Annotated in this window: 16 protein-coding genes and 1 pseudogene; 11 read left to right on the top strand and 6 right to left on the bottom strand. The window is 60.5% G+C overall.

Features of this window, described 5'->3' with window-relative positions; genetic code table 11:
* Positions 1 to 111: 111 nt before the first annotated feature.
* On the top strand, positions 112 to 1,200 hold the full coding sequence (locus MIC97_RS20345) for a tyrosine-type recombinase/integrase (RefSeq protein ID WP_239801791.1): 1,089 nt from the start codon (positions 112 to 114) through the stop codon (positions 1,198 to 1,200).
* 54 nt (positions 1,201 to 1,254) lie between these two features.
* On the opposite strand, the gene MIC97_RS20340 is transcribed toward MIC97_RS20345, so the two are convergent.
* From MIC97_RS20340 to repA, 6 genes are all read right to left on the bottom strand, one after another.
* Entirely contained in the window at positions 1,255 to 1,686 is a 432-nt protein-coding gene (locus MIC97_RS20340) for a plasmid maintenance toxin (PemK-like) (protein ID WP_239801790.1), read from the bottom strand.
* Entirely contained in the window at positions 1,673 to 1,945 is a 273-nt protein-coding gene (locus MIC97_RS20335; protein ID WP_239801789.1) for a type II toxin-antitoxin system Phd/YefM family antitoxin, read from the bottom strand. Before MIC97_RS20335 ends, MIC97_RS20340 begins: the two co-directional genes overlap by 14 nt.
* A 133-nt stretch (positions 1,946 to 2,078) precedes the next feature.
* Entirely contained in the window at positions 2,079 to 2,345 is a 267-nt protein-coding gene (locus tag MIC97_RS20330; RefSeq protein WP_239801788.1) for a hypothetical protein, read from the bottom strand.
* A gap of 124 nt (positions 2,346 to 2,469) precedes the next feature.
* Positions 2,470 to 3,801, bottom strand: coding sequence for a plasmid replication protein RepC (gene repC, locus MIC97_RS20325; protein ID WP_239801787.1), 1,332 nt, complete (start codon positions 3,799 to 3,801; stop codon positions 2,470 to 2,472).
* A 179-nt stretch (positions 3,802 to 3,980) separates the two neighbouring features.
* Positions 3,981 to 4,982: a plasmid partitioning protein RepB gene (repB, locus tag MIC97_RS20320; protein WP_239801786.1), complete on the bottom strand. Its 1,002-nt coding sequence runs from the start codon at positions 4,980 to 4,982 to the stop codon at positions 3,981 to 3,983.
* Between the two features lie 178 nt (positions 4,983 to 5,160).
* Positions 5,161 to 6,366 carry a plasmid partitioning protein RepA gene (gene repA, locus MIC97_RS20315; RefSeq protein ID WP_239801785.1) on the bottom strand — a complete coding sequence of 402 codons (1,206 nt, stop codon included), beginning with the start codon at positions 6,364 to 6,366 and terminating at the stop codon, positions 5,161 to 5,163.
* Positions 6,367 to 6,824: 458 nt separating this feature from the next.
* On the opposite strand from repA, the gene trbB reads away from it, so the two are divergent.
* The 10 genes and pseudogenes from trbB to trbH all read left to right on the top strand — a co-directional run bounded on the left by trbB (position 6,825) and on the right by trbH (position 15,019).
* Positions 6,825 to 7,802 carry a P-type conjugative transfer ATPase TrbB gene (gene trbB / locus MIC97_RS20310; protein ID WP_239801784.1) on the top strand — a complete coding sequence of 326 codons (978 nt, stop codon included), beginning with the start codon at positions 6,825 to 6,827 and terminating at the stop codon, positions 7,800 to 7,802.
* Positions 7,792 to 8,172, top strand: a complete 381-nt coding sequence (locus MIC97_RS20305; RefSeq protein WP_239801783.1) for a TrbC/VirB2 family protein — start codon at positions 7,792 to 7,794, stop codon at positions 8,170 to 8,172. Before trbB ends, MIC97_RS20305 begins: the two co-directional genes overlap by 11 nt.
* Positions 8,165 to 8,464: a conjugal transfer protein TrbD gene (locus tag MIC97_RS20300; RefSeq protein WP_239801782.1), complete on the top strand. Its 300-nt coding sequence runs from the start codon at positions 8,165 to 8,167 to the stop codon at positions 8,462 to 8,464. The genes MIC97_RS20305 and MIC97_RS20300 overlap by 8 nt, the downstream gene beginning before the upstream one ends.
* A 6-nt stretch (positions 8,465 to 8,470) precedes the next feature.
* Positions 8,471 to 10,891, top strand: a pseudogene (locus MIC97_RS20295) (conjugal transfer protein TrbE); the annotation flags it as partial.
* Complete coding sequence (gene trbJ / locus MIC97_RS20290) at positions 10,887 to 11,684, top strand: P-type conjugative transfer protein TrbJ (protein WP_239801781.1); 798 nt, start codon at positions 10,887 to 10,889, stop codon at positions 11,682 to 11,684. The pseudogene MIC97_RS20295 and the gene trbJ, both read left to right, overlap by 5 nt.
* Positions 11,681 to 11,872: a hypothetical protein gene (locus MIC97_RS20285; RefSeq protein ID WP_239801780.1), complete on the top strand. Its 192-nt coding sequence runs from the start codon at positions 11,681 to 11,683 to the stop codon at positions 11,870 to 11,872. The genes trbJ and MIC97_RS20285 overlap by 4 nt, the downstream gene beginning before the upstream one ends.
* Positions 11,869 to 13,032, top strand: coding sequence for a P-type conjugative transfer protein TrbL (gene trbL, locus MIC97_RS20280; RefSeq protein ID WP_239801779.1), 1,164 nt, complete (start codon positions 11,869 to 11,871; stop codon positions 13,030 to 13,032). Before MIC97_RS20285 ends, trbL begins: the two co-directional genes overlap by 4 nt.
* A 9-nt stretch (positions 13,033 to 13,041) precedes the next feature.
* A complete protein-coding gene (locus MIC97_RS20275; RefSeq protein WP_239801778.1) occupies positions 13,042 to 13,704 on the top strand; it encodes a conjugal transfer protein TrbF in 663 nt (220 codons plus the stop codon).
* A 20-nt stretch (positions 13,705 to 13,724) separates the two neighbouring features.
* Complete coding sequence (gene trbG / locus MIC97_RS20270; protein WP_239801777.1) at positions 13,725 to 14,555, top strand: P-type conjugative transfer protein TrbG; 831 nt, start codon at positions 13,725 to 13,727, stop codon at positions 14,553 to 14,555.
* Positions 14,556 to 14,557: 2 nt separating this feature from the next.
* Positions 14,558 to 15,019 (top strand): conjugal transfer protein TrbH, encoded by a 462-nt coding sequence (trbH, locus tag MIC97_RS20265; protein ID WP_239801776.1) that lies wholly within the window; start codon positions 14,558 to 14,560, stop codon positions 15,017 to 15,019.

The following is a 15,019-nucleotide window of genomic DNA, read 5'->3' as shown; positions in this document are numbered from 1 at the left end:
TGTCGCGGCGGTTTTATCTGCATTAGTTGCCATTAACCGCCGCGCCTGTCGATCTCGTTTTATGTCCGATAATCTTGCCTTATTGGACGTATTCTGATAGGCTGCAAAACCATGGCAAATCCCCCGGAAAACACGTCCAAGATCGACGTTTCAAGTGCCGACGATCTCCCCGACGTCGTCGATCTCATCATGGAAATGGGCTCCGCGCCGCCGCCAGCGCGCCTGGAAGCGCTCATCGAGACGGCAACCGCCTATGCCAAGGCGGCCAGTTCGGAAAACACCCGCGAAGCTTATGCCGGCGACTGGCGGCATTTTACCTCGTGGTGCCGCCGCGAGGGCTTTGAGGCTATGCCGCCCTCGACCCAGGTCATCGGCCTCTATATCAGCGCCTGCGCGGCCGGCGATCCGAAACACGGCCGCCCTGCCCTCTCGGTTTCGACGATCGAGCGGCGTCTCTCCGGCCTTGCCTGGAATTTCACCCAGCGCGGCCAACCCATGGACCGCGACGACCGGCACATCGCCACGGTGCTCGCCGGCATCCGCCGCAAGCACGCCAGGCCGCCGCGGCAGAAGGAGGCCGTGCTCGGCGACGACGTCAAGGCCATGGTCGCCACCCTCGGGCACGATCTGAGGGGCCTGCGCGATCGAGCCATCCTGCTGCTTGGTTTCGCCGGGGGACTGCGGCGCTCGGAGATCGCCGGCCTCGATGTCGTCCGTGACGATAACAGCGACGGCGCCGGTTGGATCGAGATCTATCGCGATCAGGGGGTGCTGGTGACCTTGCGTGGCAAGACCGGCTGGCGCGAGGTTGAGGTCGGCCGCGGCGCCTCCGACCAGACCTGCCCGGTCGCGGCCCTCGAGACCTGGATCCGTTTCGGCCGCATCGCGCGTGGCCCCCTGTTCCGCCGCATCTTCAAGGACAACAAGACGGTCGACGTCGAGCGGCTGTCCAGCAAGCATGTCGCCCGCCTGGTCAAACAGACGGTGCTGGCCGCCGGTGTCCGTTCCGACCTTCCGGAAGAAGAGCGGGTATTGCTGTTCGCCGGGCACTCACTGCGCGCGGGCCTCGCCTCCTCGGCCGAGATTGAGGAACGTTACGTCCAGAAGCAGCTCGGCCATGCGTCGGCGGAGATGACGCGCAAATATCAGCGCCGGCGCGATCGATTCCGGACAAACCTCACCAAGGCTTCGGGACTCTAAAGCCCCCTCCCCTATCGAACGCGCGGTGCGGGATCGGCAGCAGACCAATTTTGCTTACGCTGTGCGGCCCACGCTGGTGTGATTCCTCTCCCGGGCAAGCTCAACGAACCTGCGCTTCACCTTTTCGAACAACGCCGGGGGAATTGCGCCATAGTAGCCGGTCTCGGTAGTGACCGGCCGAATGTCCGGGCCGGGCCAGACAAAGCGGTTGCTTTCGGTCAGTATGATCCACGAACGATCATCATCCAGTCCCAACCTGCTCTTCACTGGCTGCGGGATTTCGACGGCGCCTCCGGGATCATCAGGCGCAGTGTGTGTTACCGGCAGTACCCGGACGACCGGCGAGCCGTCTTCCTCCGCCGTGACGATGGCCAACACCAGGCACGGGCGATCCTTGTCGCCCTCTTCACGTCCTTGAAGATGCTGCCACTGCCAAAGGTAGGAATAGCGGAAGATGTAACCGACTTTGATTTCAGTCGGCAGCATGCGTCACGAGCTCGTCGTCCAGATGCTCGTGGCCAGGCGCCATTGTCGAATGTTCGACTTCAGCGATCTCGGCTGCGCTCAGTTCATTCGTCAGCTGAACGCGGCGATCCCGCTTCGACAAGCGGACAAAATCCTCATAGGCCATCAACACCGTCCTGGGCCGGCCATTCTTGGTGATGATAACAGGATCCCGAACGGCAGCGTCCTGGTAGGCACCGAAGTTCTTGGATACCTCAGCAGCAGTCACTGTAGACGTCATCGGACTCTCCTTTATTCCGTAATATACGGATTTCCCGGAGTTCCCGCAAGGGTCTTTCCTTCATCGAATTGACGACGCCCATATTCCCCAGCCGCCTACCATACGGCGGACTTCGTTTGAGCGCTGTAGCGGATCAGTCTCGATGATTCGTTTCCCGCTGGACCTCACGCATATGCCTGACCGCACAGATCGTCCGGTACCCAACATACGGCAAGAAAGTGATCAAAGCAGCGAAGGCGATCGTGTAAGGCACCTGGGAGAACTCTTGCCCGAAGAAGAGCTCCTGCACTTTCGCCGCAACTAGGACGCTGGCAACGACATAGGCCACCATGAGCAGACTTTCCGCCCAGGTTAGTGGTTTCGGCGAGAAACGAAGCGTGCGTGCCAGAAAAGAGTACATGATCAGCTCCCTAGCCGAGGTTCTGGTTCATTCACTCGCTTATATTGGCGATTGGAGGGGAAGGCGCAACCGCTAACACCCTTGCGCCTTCCGCGGCTGTAATGGCCCATCTGTGTAGCCAGGCTCACTTTCCACCATCCTTTCCAAGGCTCCGCAGGAGCGCCGCTGACACCTGAAGCGCCGCGCCGCTGCCCCCGCCTTCGCCGGCATTTGTCGCTTCCATTTCCCGTTCGGCCGAGCGCGCCAATTTGCCTTCATCGAGCTTTGCCCGCAGCAACGCCATCACCATGGGCCAGGTTGAGAACTTCCCGTCGCGCGCCCGTTGCGTCAGGCTACGCAGATAGCCACCGGCGTTGTTGATTTGGCCGCTTCTCTGGTAAATCGAAGCCAAAGTGATGGCGGCGTCGCGCTCACCCAACACCTGCAGCGCTTCGGCCCACGCGCTGGGACTAATCCCCAGCATTGGCCGGGCGGTTTCCGTTGTTGCCATCAGCTCGCGCCAGTTTCGGATCGCGCCCCCCTTCGCCAACTCGTGCAGATCCGGGCAAGCATCCAACACGATTCCCAGTGGGAGATCTCGCCTCGGCAGGCTCCGGACGTTATGAGTGTCCGCGGCGCTGCCGCCCACTTCATTCTTTTCTCGAACGGTCTGTTCAGATTCAAGGGTAGGTTCTGTGTTTGAATTCTGTATATGACGACCAGAATGGGACTCATTGGCGTCCGGATTCTGTGATTTCGCAAAGGATTCCAATACGTCACGGACCTCAGTCCAAAGCTCCTGCATCTCGTCGCAAACAGCCTCGAGCAATTGCCGCGGCGCCGTCCTGGGGAGGCGTCCAATGATCGCCTGATAGGCTTGCTGTACCCTGCCCCAGTTCGCAGGCACATTCTCGTCGATGCCGGTGTCGACCATCTTGACGACGTCCCGGCGCAAGATCGTTAAACGCTCCTTGGCGACGCGAAACGCCTTTTTCTCGGTCTGTACCGTTGCGGCAAGTTCCTCGAACTCTTCCGCGCGTGCCACAATCGGCGAGAGATCGAAACCAAAGGCCTGTTCGATCTGCCCGCCTCGGCCTTTGCGTGCATACCTCTTCCCATTCGGGCTATCTCGACGAATGATCAGGCCGCAGTCGACGAGCACAGCCAGATGGCGGCGTAGCGTAGTGGGCGGCATGCCGTTTGCCCGAGCCGAGAGAAGTTCGTTTGAGGGCCAGACGATCAGATCGCCGGCGGCCGACAGCTCTCCTTCGCGATGGAAGGACAGGAGCGCGTTGAGGATCGCGAGCGATCGGTCGGTGGCGCCCAGGAGATCTTTCGCTTCGCGGATGTGCTGGAACACCTGCCACTTCTGGACAACAGCATCCTTCGGCATCTCGCGTGCCACAGCCTGGTTTAAAATCTGGCCGAGTGACATCGGCCGCCGCCCAAAGGGCGTCGTTGTGGTGTGTGTCTGCATTTTTCTCTACCTTCGAGTTAGGCAAAGAAATCCGGCCGCAGAAACATCAAGTGTCTCGCGTTGAGTGCTTGACTGTGATTCCAGGAAATGCGATTCTCAAACTCGCCAAAGATCGAGAAGGGCTTCTGGAATTCGTTTCGGAGGCCTTTTTCTTTGCGCCTGGATTTGCTTATGGACTGTCAGTCTTCTCCTTGTTTCTTGTCATTGATGTACTCGCGATAGAGATCCGGTAGCTTTTCCATGAGGAAGACGGCGAACCTGGGGTCCTCCTTCTTATCGATCTCTATCTTGTACGCTCGGCTCGACATCTTGAGCCGAGCAAACTCACGACCGGTTTCCGTCTTTGCTATGACTGGCGCCTCTGCCGCCGGTGAGATCGGCTGCTTTGCAGTCGCTGATCGCCATACGGCAAGGAAACGATCATCCGAACCTAGATTCCTAAATGCGGGCTCGGCCACGGCGATTCTGACCCTTTCCAACGCCCCCTCGTCGCTAAGGGCGTCGGCGAACGATTGCCAGCGGCCGCGCCCGATTTTCGGGGCGCGCCCAATAGCGTCAACGAAGTGAGCAGGAATTTGGCGCGCAACCGCTATGAGTTTCGACGCTTCGGCGCGATCAATCGCGAGAGCAACCTGGACAACGGACCGGTCGAAACCACTGTCTTCCAGCTTTACGGCAAAGGTCGCTCGCTCGATAAATGTCAGATCCTCACGGGCAGAATTTTCTAATCCCTGCGCCAGTACCAGCTTCTCGTTGGTGAGATCCCTTACGAAAGCTTTGACCGGGCGTCCGAGCTTCTGAAGCGCCTTGACCCGCCGATGTCCGTAAGCGGCTTGGTAGCGTCCGGGGCTCGTAGGATGTTCGCGCAAGAGCACAGGCACTTCCTGACCCTGATCGCGAATAGACTCAACCAGCGCCTGAAACGCAGCCTCATCCTGGTCGACAAATCGGTCGGCAAAGGGCGACGGGTCGATCAAGTTAGCATCGACGTCGACGGCTACTGCGCCTGCCGAAAGCTGCTCCTTGAGAAGCTGATAGTCCTTCTCGACTTCGGAGATCGTTTCGCGAACAGAGCGAATTGCCCCCGACGCCACGCGCGGCGTGCGAGGCGTGTTGTCTGTAGACGACACATCATCCTTGGCAGCAAACATTGATCGGATGGACTGCGTACGCTTGCTCATGACCAGCCACTCCTACTTCGCTGAACCGCTATCCCCTCGAAGCTGGCGAGCGCGTTGGCTTGCGTTTTTGTTGTCTGCAGACAACATGGCCCAATCTCAGCGGACGTGGTCAGCACCAACATCCAAGGATAGGGCAGGGGAGTTGTTGTCTGCGGACAACACTCATTTATGCGTAGCGTCATGACCGCCCCCATACCTTGAACACGAGATCAGTGATCTCTCCGTTGACCGCCTTGATAGACTCTATTGCGCGATCATAGACCGAGCGCCCCACGGCGCCGCGTGTGAGTTCAAACAGCGACTGCTTGGTGAGCCCGGCGTTCGCAATCGCGGTCGATTTCCACGCGGTTGCAGCAAGCACGTCATTTTCAAAAACGTCCCTGAGCAGGGCCACGATTTCTTGTTCCGGAACATCGCGTGGATCGTGCCGCGTGATGAGAAATCGCAAAAACTCATAGTCGAGCCTTCCGCCGGCGTCTTCGATGACGGAAACCAGATCGGAAGTCATCAGAAGGAATTGGCTCATCGAGGCGACATCCACCATCTGAGGGTGCACCGTGACAATCATTCCGGTCGCCGCGTTTAGCGCGCCCATTGTCAAGAAGCCAAGCTGGGGAGGGCAGTCCACTACAACCACATCGAAATCGTCTTCTACCTCACGTATCGCGGTTGCCACGCGCCGGAAGAAAATCTCCTCGGGATTACTGCGCGTCGCCATCATGTACCGCGGCGTCTGGTGTTCGAATTCCATAAGTTCGAGGTTGCCGGGAACGATGCTGATCCCATCGAAATAGGTTCGACGAACGACATTCTTCATCGGCACCCGCTCTTCATCGTAGCGGATCGCGCCATATATCGTTTCGTTCTCGCCAATATCGAACTCAGGCTGAAGTCCGAACATCGCAGACAACGAGGCTTGCGGATCGAGATCGATCGTAAGCACCCTCAAACCTTCTAAAGCCAGACCTTGGGCCAGGTAAACCGAAGTGGTGGTTTTTGCCGACCCGCCTTTGAAGTTGGCGACCGTGAGGATTTGCAGCTTGTCGCCATCGCGCCGTCGAGGCCAGAACTTGAGCGCCTCTTTCGGCCGCGCCACAGCGAGATACTGTCGCAACTCATTGACCTGCTCAAGAGTGTAAGACCGCCGTCCGCTCGGCCCTAGCTGCGGACTAGGCCCCAGTCCGTCGAGAGAGAGTTGCCGGAGATATCCGTCCGAAATTCCGACGATATCGGCCACCTCACCGGACGAGAAAGACCGCAATGTCTTTTCAGAGGTGGGTGCAAACACGCGTTCGGCGACTGCGCGCAGACGAACGGAAAGGGCATCCGCATGGCGCGAGATTCGACCTGAAGTGGTCTCGATATGGTGCTCCGATGCCGTCACTGTGCCATTTGCCTTGTGTTCGAGACGCTTTAATAGCGTTAGACGAATTCTTTCCGTCTTGAACGTGATGGCACGATTCCGGCATGCGGGCAACGAGATTAAGGTTAATCAAAAGTTTACGGTTGCCTGTCGAGTGAAATCGCGAAACTCGCTGACCTGCGTTCTTGGCGTTATTTCAATAGGTTAGATCGCACGGCTTTGCGACCTGTGTGATTGTGGACCTATCAGATTCGATAGGGTCTCGCATGAGAACGCACGCATGGTTTGCCGCCGCGCCACATCAGCATGAGAGAATCACCCGCTTGCGGCCCTGTCAGATTCGATAGGGTGACGATCATCCCTCACGCTGAAATGTTCCCCCGCATTGTTTCAGGGGGAGCTCGAAATGATGCGGGGAGCCAGGCTTCCATCGAATTGCGAAGTACGATTGCACGCTGCTCGGATCGGAGGCGCGGGCCATGGCTGACCGGCGCTCTCATGCCCGCCTCGTGCGTAAATTGGAAGAGGCGTTCGGGGAAGATATCTGCACTGCGCTCGCCGATACGAGCGTGGTCGAGATCATGCTCAACCCGGACGGTCGGCTGTTCATCGAGCGGCTTGGGCAGGGGATCGTTTCTGCGGGGGCGATGACACCGGGCGCGGCCGAGATCATCATCGGCAGTGTCGCCCACGCTCTTGGCTCCGAGGTCGACGACGACCGGCCTATCGTATCAGGCGAGTTGCCGATCGACGGTCACCGCTTTGAGGGTCTTTTGCCTCCGGTCGTCGCTGCCCCGACCTTCACGATCCGACGGCGGGCATCCCGGCTGATACCGCTTGCCGACTATGTGCGCGACGGGATCATGACCGCCGAGCAGGCGCGCACCATCCAGAATGCGGTGTCGTCCCGCCTCAATATCGTCGTCTCCGGGGGAACCGGGTCCGGCAAGACCACACTTGCCAATGCGATCCTCCAGGAAATCGCACATGAAGCACCAGACCAGAGGCTGGTGATCCTTGAGGATACGGCCGAGCTTCAGTGCTCGGCCGAGAACGCTGTGGCGCTGCACACCTCCGACAGTGTCGATATGGCCAGGCTTCTCAAGTCGACCATGCGCCTTCGTCCCGACCGCATCATCGTCGGTGAGGTTCGCGACGGCGCCGCGCTCACGCTCATCAAGGGCTGGAATACCGGACATCCCGGCGGGCTCACCACCATCCACGCCAACAATGCGAAATCGGCGTTGCGCCGTCTGGAGCAGCTGACCGCAGAAGTCAGCCAGCAGCCGATGCGCGAGGTAATCGGTGAAGCAATCGATCTGGTCGTCTCCATCGAGCGCACACCGCGCGGCCGTGGCCGAATGGTGCGCGAGATCATCCATGTCGAGCGGTTCGCCGATGGAGAATATCAGATCGAGCCGGTCACACGGGAGGAGGGGGATCGCCATGTCGCGTAATGTGCTGGGGCCAATCGCACTGATTGCAGCTTGTTTCCTTGTTCTTGCGAGCCAACCCGCTCTCGCGGGCGGCGGCGGCGGCTTGCCCTGGGAGGGACCGCTGCAGCAGATCCAGCAGTCGATCACCGGGCCGGTCGCCGGGTTCATCGCCTTGGCGGCCGTCGCGGTTGCCGGCGGCATGCTGATCTTCGGCGGCGAACTCAACGATTTCGCGCGCCGGCTGATGTATGTGGTGCTGGTTGCCGGCATCCTGCTCGGCGCGACCCAGATTGTTGGCTTGTTTGGAGCCTCGGGCGCCTCGATCGGCGATATGGAAGCCAGACTCCCGTCGACACCTTCAATCGTCGAGGAGGGGAGGGGGCATGGCTGAGACATCATCCCCTCTCGCGATGTCGATGATTCATCGTGCCCTGTCGCGACCAAACCTGCTGATGGGCGCGGATCGCGAGCTCGTGCTGCTCACAGCGCTGGCCGCGGTGATCCTGATCTTCGTCGTGCTGACCTGGTTCTCGGCTTTGTTTGGGGCAGCGATCTGGATCGGCGTCGTGGCGGCACTGCGCATGATGGCAAAAGCCGATCCTCTCATGCGGAAAGTCTACGTCCGACATATCCGCTACCGGCCGATCTATCGCGCGACGTCCACGCCTTGGCGAAAGGTGTAAGCACTTATGGTCGCGCTTCGCTCCTTCCGCCACGCGGGCCCTTCATTCTCCGACCTGCTTCCCTATGCCGGCCTGGTCGACAACGGCATCATGTTGCTCAAGGACGGGAGCCTGATGGCGGGATGGTATTTTGCCGGGCCGGATAGCGAGAGCTCGACCAATCTCGAACGCAACGACGTCGTGCGCCAGATCAACGCGATCTTTGCGCGGCTCGGTTCCGGCTGGATGATCCAGGTGGAAGCGGTGCGTGTTCCGAGCACGGCCTATCCCCCCGAAGAGGACTGCCACTTCCCCGATCCGGTCACGCGCGCGATCGACAAAGAGCGCAGAGATCATTTCGAGCGCGAGAGGGGGCATTACGAAAGCGAGCACGCGCTGATCCTGACCTATCGGCCGCCGGAGCGGCGCCGGGCAGGCCTAGTCCGCTACATCTATTCCGACGATGAAAGCCGCCGCGCCGACTATGCCGATACCGTGCTGGACAGTTTCAGGAACTCGATCCGCGAGATCGAGCAATATCTCGGCAATGTGTTGTCGATCCGGCGCATGGTAACGCGCGAGGCAGAGGACGAAAACGGCTTCCGCCTTGCCCGCTATGACGAACTCTTCCAATTCGTGCGGTTCTGCATCTGCGGCGAGAACCATCCGGTGCAACTGCCCGATGTGCCGATGTATCTTGATTGGCTGGCAACGGCGCAATACCAGCACGGCCTGTCGCCGATGGTCGACGGCAAGTATCTTGCCGTTGTCGCAATCGACGGATTTCCTGCTGCAAGCTGGCCAGGTATCCTCAACTCGCTCGATCTGATGCCGCTGACCTATCGCTGGTCGAGCCGTTTCATCTTCCTCGACGAGCAGGAGGCCCGCCAGAAGCTCGAGCGCACGCGCAAGAAATGGCAGCAGAAGGTCCGGCCGTTCTTCGATCAACTATTCCAGACCCAAAGCCGGTCGCTCGATCAGGACGCGATGGCCATGGTCGCCGAAACCGAAGATGCGATCGCCCAGGCGGCCTCACAACTGGTTGCCTATGGCTATTACACGCCAGTCATCATCTTGTTCGACGAGGATCATACGCGTCTGCAGGACAAGGCCGAGGCGGTCCGCCGGCTGGTTCAGGCTGAAGGGTTCGGCGCTCGTATCGAGACGCTCAACGCCACCGAAGCCTATCTCGGCTCTATGCCGGGAAACTGGTACGCAAACATCCGCGAACCGCTGATCAACACGCGTAACGTCGCCGATCTCGTCCCGCTCAATTCCGTCTGGTCCGGTAGCCCGACGGCGCCATGCCCCTATTATCCGCCCGCGGCACCGCCCCTGATGCAGGTTGCCTCCGGTTCCACCCCCTTCCGGTTGAACCTCCATGTCGACGATGTCGGACACACGCTGGTGTTCGGTCCGACAGGATCGGGTAAATCCACGCTTCTGGCGCTGATCGTCGCCCAGTTCCGGCGGTATCAAAATGCCCAGATCTTCGTCTTCGACAAGGGCGCCGCCATGCTTCCGCTGACGCTTGCGGCAGGTGGCGATCACTATGATGTCGGCGGGGAGGGGGCATCGTTGGCCTTTTGCCCCCTGGCCGAGCTCGACAGCGAGGGCGACCGGGCCTGGGCAAGTGGGTGGATCGAAACGCTGGTGGCCATGCAAGGCACGCAGATTACGGCCGATCACCGCAATGCGATTTCTCGCCAGATCAGCCTGCTCGCGCAATCGAAGGGACGGTCGCTTTCCGATTTCGTATCAGGTGTCCAGCTGCGCGATATAAAGACGGCGCTTCACCACTACACGGTCGACGGCCCGATGGGGCAGTTGCTGGACGCGGAAGAGGATGGCTTGTCGCTCGGGTCGTTTCAGACCTTCGAGATCGAGCAGTTGATGAATATGGGCGAGCGCAATCTCGTGCCGGTCCTCCTCTATCTCTTCCGCCGGATCGAAAAGCGCCTGACCGGCGCGCCGAGCCTGATCGTCCTCGATGAGGCCTGGCTGATGCTGGGTCACCCGACCTTTCGGGACAAGATCCGCGAGTGGCTCAAGGTGCTGCGCAAGGCAAACTGCGCTGTCGTGCTCGCCACCCAGTCGATTTCCGACGCCGAGCGCTCCGGCATTATCGACGTCCTAAAGGAGAGCTGCCCGACCAAGATCTGTCTGCCGAACGGGTCGGCGCGCGAACCGGATACGCGGACGTTTTACGAGCGCATTGGCTTCAACGAGCGTCAAATCGAGATCGTCGCATCGGCCACGGCCAAGCGTGAGTATTACGTCGCAAGTCCTGAAGGCAGACGATTGTTCGACATGGCGCTTGGTCCGGTCACCCTGTCATTTGTCGGGGCATCGGGAAAAGAGGACCTCAAGCGCATCCGCCAGCTCGAAGGCCAGTTCGATCGTGAATGGCCTGTCCACTGGCTTCATGAAAGGGGGATCGGCAATGCCTCTCAGATTCTCGCCCAGGCAGAAAGTGGCGGCCGGCGCGCTCGTCGCCCTGACCCTGCTTCCGACCCAGCTTCAGGCCGGAGCGGTAACGGGCCAGGCCACCGAGTGGACGCAGCTGCTCAACAACAGCGAATTGATCGCGCTCACCGGGCAGTCGGCCGAGCAGATCCGGAACCAGGTGACCCAGATCACGCAACTGGCTGAACAGATTCAGAACCAGCTGCGCATCTATGAAAATATGCTCCAGAACACGGCGCAGTTGCCCAATCATATCTGGGGTCAGGTGGAAAACGACCTCAACCGATTGCGCGGACTTGTCCAGCAAGGGCAGGGGATGGCGTTTTCGATGGGCAATATCGATGACGTGCTCAAATCGCGCTTTGCCAGTTTCTCCGAATTGAAGACCGGTCTCGCCAATGGAGAGAGTTTTTCGACCAGTTACCAAAGCTGGTCGGACACCAACCGCGACACCATCGCCTCGACCCTTCGGGCGGCGGGTCTCACCGCCGACCAGTTTTCCAGCGAGGAGGCGACGATGGATCAACTTCGCTCCATGTCGCAATCGGCGGATGGGCAGATGAAGGCTCTTCAGGTCGGCCATCAGATCGCAGCCCAACAGGTCGCACAATCGCAAAAGCTGCGTGGTCTCGTCTCCCAGCAAGTCACTATGATGGCCACATGGTACCAATCCGAGCAGGCCGCTCGCGATCTCACCCAGACCCAGCGTGAGCAGTTCTTCAATTCGAACGCGCCCTCCACCTCAGGCGGTCAAGTCATGGAGCCTCGCTGGTGAACAGGAACCTGCTCGTCATCATCGCTCTCAGTTTTGTCCTCGCGACCTGTGTGGTGATCTGGGTGATCCGGGACGTGCCTGCGCCCTATGCGGCTGCCCCGGAGGTGCCGGCGCGACAGCCGCTGGACACGACAGGCGGCCAGCAGATGCAGCCACGCTGGTCCGAACCGGCCGGGGAGGGGGAATGACGCGCCCCTTTGGTCTTCTCCTTGCCACGCTGACGGCAACCTTGAGCGTTGCCGCTCCAGCGCTTGCCCAGGATGGCTCTCTCCTGACATCACTTGAAAACGAGGTTTCCGCGGCCGCGCAAGGCTGGGAAGCCACGATCATGCAGGCGGCGCGGTCGCTGTTCTGGATTCTGGCAGGCATCGAGGTGGGGATTGCCGCCGTCTGGCTGGCTTTGGCTGCAGCCTCGCTCGATACATGGTTCGCTGAGCTGGTTCGACGCATCCTGTTCATTGGACTGTTCGTTTTCATTCTCGAGCAGGGGCCCGACTTTGCGCGGGCAGTCGTCGACAGTCTCTTCCAGATCGGCGCGGATGGCGGATCAGCGTCGCCAGCGAACGTCTTCAATGCCGGGATCAACGTCGCCGCTTCGATGTCGGAAAAAGCCAAGTTCGGCATATGGGAAGACAATGCGCTGGCGATCGCGGCCGTGTTCGCGATGGTGATCGTCGTTATCTGCTTTTCGCTCGTGGCTGCGATCTTCGTTTCGGTGATGGTCGAGATGTATGTGGGCCTTTTGGCCGGCATGATCATGCTCGGCCTCGGCGGCAGCAGTTTCACCAAGGATTTTGCGGTTCGCTATCTCGTCTATGCCTTCAGCGTCGGCATGAAGCTGATGGCGCTGGTGATGATCGCGCGAATCGGATCCGAGGTTCTGATCAATCTGGCCGACACGACATCGGAGAATGAGGAATTTCTCACGACGCTCGCGATTGGCGGGATCTCGGTCGTGGTCTTCGTGATCGCCATGTACGTCCCCAACATCATTCAGGGTGTGGTGCAGGGCGTCTCGGTGACGGGCGGCATGGAAACCATCCGGCACGGTGCCCAGGCCGCAAGCTTTGCCGCAGGCGGCGCGGCTTTGGCGGTGGGTGGCGCGCGGGCAGGGGCTGCGGCCTATTCCGATGCGCGCGCCTCGGGCAGCTCGTTCGGAGCCGCGGCACTCAAGGGCATGGCTGCTGGGGCTGGCGCCGCTGGCGGAGCCGCCGCATCCGCCGCGCGAGACAAGGCCATCGGCGTGCCAGGCACGTGGGGCGCTTCGACCCTCGGGCTGGCCAATGCCAAGCTCGATGCAAGCCAGGGACGGCCGTCCAGCAAACCCTCGCAAGACGATAAGGCGTAAGGGGAAAGCATGGCGAGGCAGACGGCACCGGACAACCCCTATATCGCAGCGCGTCAGGAGTGGAACGAGCGGTACGGCTCGGCTATTCATGCCGCTCGCTCATGGAAGATCGTCGGTATTACCGGGATGGTAATGGCGGTGATCGGGTTCTCTTACGCGCTTTATCTGAGCACCCAGGTCAAGCTCGTTCCCTATATCGTGGAGGTCGACCGGCTCGGCACAGCGGCCAATGTCGGCTTTCCGCAACAGATCGAATATGCCGATCCCCGTGTAGTGCGCGCTACGCTCGGAACCTTTGTTTCCAACTTCCGGTCCGTAACACCCGACGCCGTGGTGCAAAAACAATATATCGACCGCACCTACGCGATGCTGCGCACCTCCGATCCGGGAACCGAAAAGATCAACAATTGGTTCCGGGGCAGCTCGCCGTTCGATCGCGCGCGCACGATGACCGTATCGGTCGAGGTCACCAACATCGTGCCGCTGTCGAACCAGAGTTATCAGATCGACTGGACCGAATTCGAACGTGATCGGCAGGGTAGGGAACTGGCGACGCGGCGGTTTCGCGGGATTGCCACCGTGACCCTGACGCCGCCTCAGGACGAAGCCGTCATCCGGCTCAACCCCCTCGGGCTCTATCTGACCGACTTCGAGTGGACGGCCCAATTGTAATGGAGTGGAGGGCAACAATAATGACGGCTGGAACAAGCCGGGGGGCGCTGCTTGCCCTGATCGTCGCGGCGGGCGGGCTGGCCCTCTGCGATAGAGCGATCGCACAGCAGCTGACGGCCAATGAGACACGCGGCACTTCGCTTTCGACCCAATGGCAGCAAAGCACCGGCGTCGTAACACGCGGCCCGGACGGACAGGTCGTGTTCCTCTACGGGCAGGTGCAGCCTTCCATCGTGTGCTCGCCTCTGCATGTCTGCGACATCGAGCTCCAGGCTGGCGAAGTCGTCCGCGACGTGCTGGTCGGCGATACAGTCAGATGGAAGGTGGAGCCCGCCACATCCGGCGCCCCGGGCGGGCAGGCGGTTCATCTGATCGTAAAACCGGCAGAAGCCGGTCTTGTGACCTCAATGGTGGTGACCACATCGCGGCGGACCTACCATATCCAGCTTAAATCCCATCACAGTCAGTATATGGCGCGCGTGGGGTTCGAGTATCCGGAGGACGTGAATGCCCGCCTGGCCGAGATCAATGCGCGCATGGAGGCGAGCATCGTGCCAGGCGCCGGCGTGCCGGCCGATCAGCTGAACTTCAATTTCTCGGTGAGTGGCAGTGCCGGTTGGAGGCCGACCCGCATCTACTCGGATGGGCTCAAGACCTACATCCAGTTTCCGAGTTCGCTGGCCGGCCGGGACGCGCCGGTGCTGTTCGTCGTTTCGGGCGGCGAGAACCGCATCGTCAACTACCGGATCAACGGGACGATGATGGTGGTGGATTACCACATCGATCACGCCATCCTCGTCTCAGGTGTCGGCCGCTCCCAGGAAAAGATCATCATCAGGCGGAGGAGCTGAGCATGGCGGTCACCATACCCGGCCGGCGCTTTCTGGCAGCACTTTTCTGCGTAGTGGCCCTCGCCGGCTGCCAGACACTTGGCGGTTCGGGACTGATCGCCAGCTCGGCCTATGGCGGCCTGTCGCCGGAAGCCGCCAATGCGATCGCTGGTGACATGGTCGGACGGCTGGCCGAGCATGTTGGGCCGGGAACCACCACGATCCAGTTGCGACCCGATGGTTCGGTGTTTGGCCAAACACTCGAGCATTCGCTGAAGGGGTGGGGATACGCCGTGGCGACGGATCAGAAAGCCGAGGGGACCAACGTCGTCCCGCTCGCCTATGTCGTAGACAGCTTCGACAACGGCGTCCTGGCCCGTTTGTCGACCGAAAGCCTCACGCTGACGCGCATCTATGCGATCACCTCGACGGGTGCGATGCCAACGAGCCCTTTGTCCGTCATGACGGCAGGGCAGGGGGGCTGA

This window comes from Aquamicrobium sp. NLF2-7, assembly GCF_022359935.1.
Classification (GTDB): Bacteria; Pseudomonadota; Alphaproteobacteria; order Rhizobiales; family Rhizobiaceae; genus Mesorhizobium; species Mesorhizobium lusatiense.
The sequence above is the reverse complement of the archived record's forward strand: the minus strand, read 5'-3'. Positions and strand labels throughout refer to the sequence as shown.

Coding starts and splice junctions, on each gene's coding strand:
- MIC97_RS20345 (WP_239801791.1), top strand. CDS start 112: ATGGCAAATCCCCCGGAAAACACGTCCAAGATCGACGTTTCAAGTGCC.
- MIC97_RS20340 (WP_239801790.1), bottom strand. CDS start 1,686: ATGCTGCCGACTGAAATCAAAGTCGGTTACATCTTCCGCTATTCCTAC.
- MIC97_RS20335 (WP_239801789.1), bottom strand. CDS start 1,945: ATGACGTCTACAGTGACTGCTGCTGAGGTATCCAAGAACTTCGGTGCC.
- MIC97_RS20330 (WP_239801788.1), bottom strand. CDS start 2,345: ATGTACTCTTTTCTGGCACGCACGCTTCGTTTCTCGCCGAAACCACTA.
- repC (WP_239801787.1), bottom strand. CDS start 3,801: ATGCAGACACACACCACAACGACGCCCTTTGGGCGGCGGCCGATGTCA.
- repB (WP_239801786.1), bottom strand. CDS start 4,982: ATGAGCAAGCGTACGCAGTCCATCCGATCAATGTTTGCTGCCAAGGAT.
- trbB (WP_239801784.1), top strand. CDS start 6,825: ATGGCTGACCGGCGCTCTCATGCCCGCCTCGTGCGTAAATTGGAAGAG.
- MIC97_RS20305 (WP_239801783.1), top strand. CDS start 7,792: ATGTCGCGTAATGTGCTGGGGCCAATCGCACTGATTGCAGCTTGTTTC.
- MIC97_RS20300 (WP_239801782.1), top strand. CDS start 8,165: ATGGCTGAGACATCATCCCCTCTCGCGATGTCGATGATTCATCGTGCC.
- trbJ (WP_239801781.1), top strand. CDS start 10,887: ATGCCTCTCAGATTCTCGCCCAGGCAGAAAGTGGCGGCCGGCGCGCTC.
- trbL (WP_239801779.1), top strand. CDS start 11,869: ATGACGCGCCCCTTTGGTCTTCTCCTTGCCACGCTGACGGCAACCTTG.
- MIC97_RS20275 (WP_239801778.1), top strand. CDS start 13,042: ATGGCGAGGCAGACGGCACCGGACAACCCCTATATCGCAGCGCGTCAG.
- trbG (WP_239801777.1), top strand. CDS start 13,725: ATGACGGCTGGAACAAGCCGGGGGGCGCTGCTTGCCCTGATCGTCGCG.
- trbH (WP_239801776.1), top strand. CDS start 14,558: ATGGCGGTCACCATACCCGGCCGGCGCTTTCTGGCAGCACTTTTCTGC.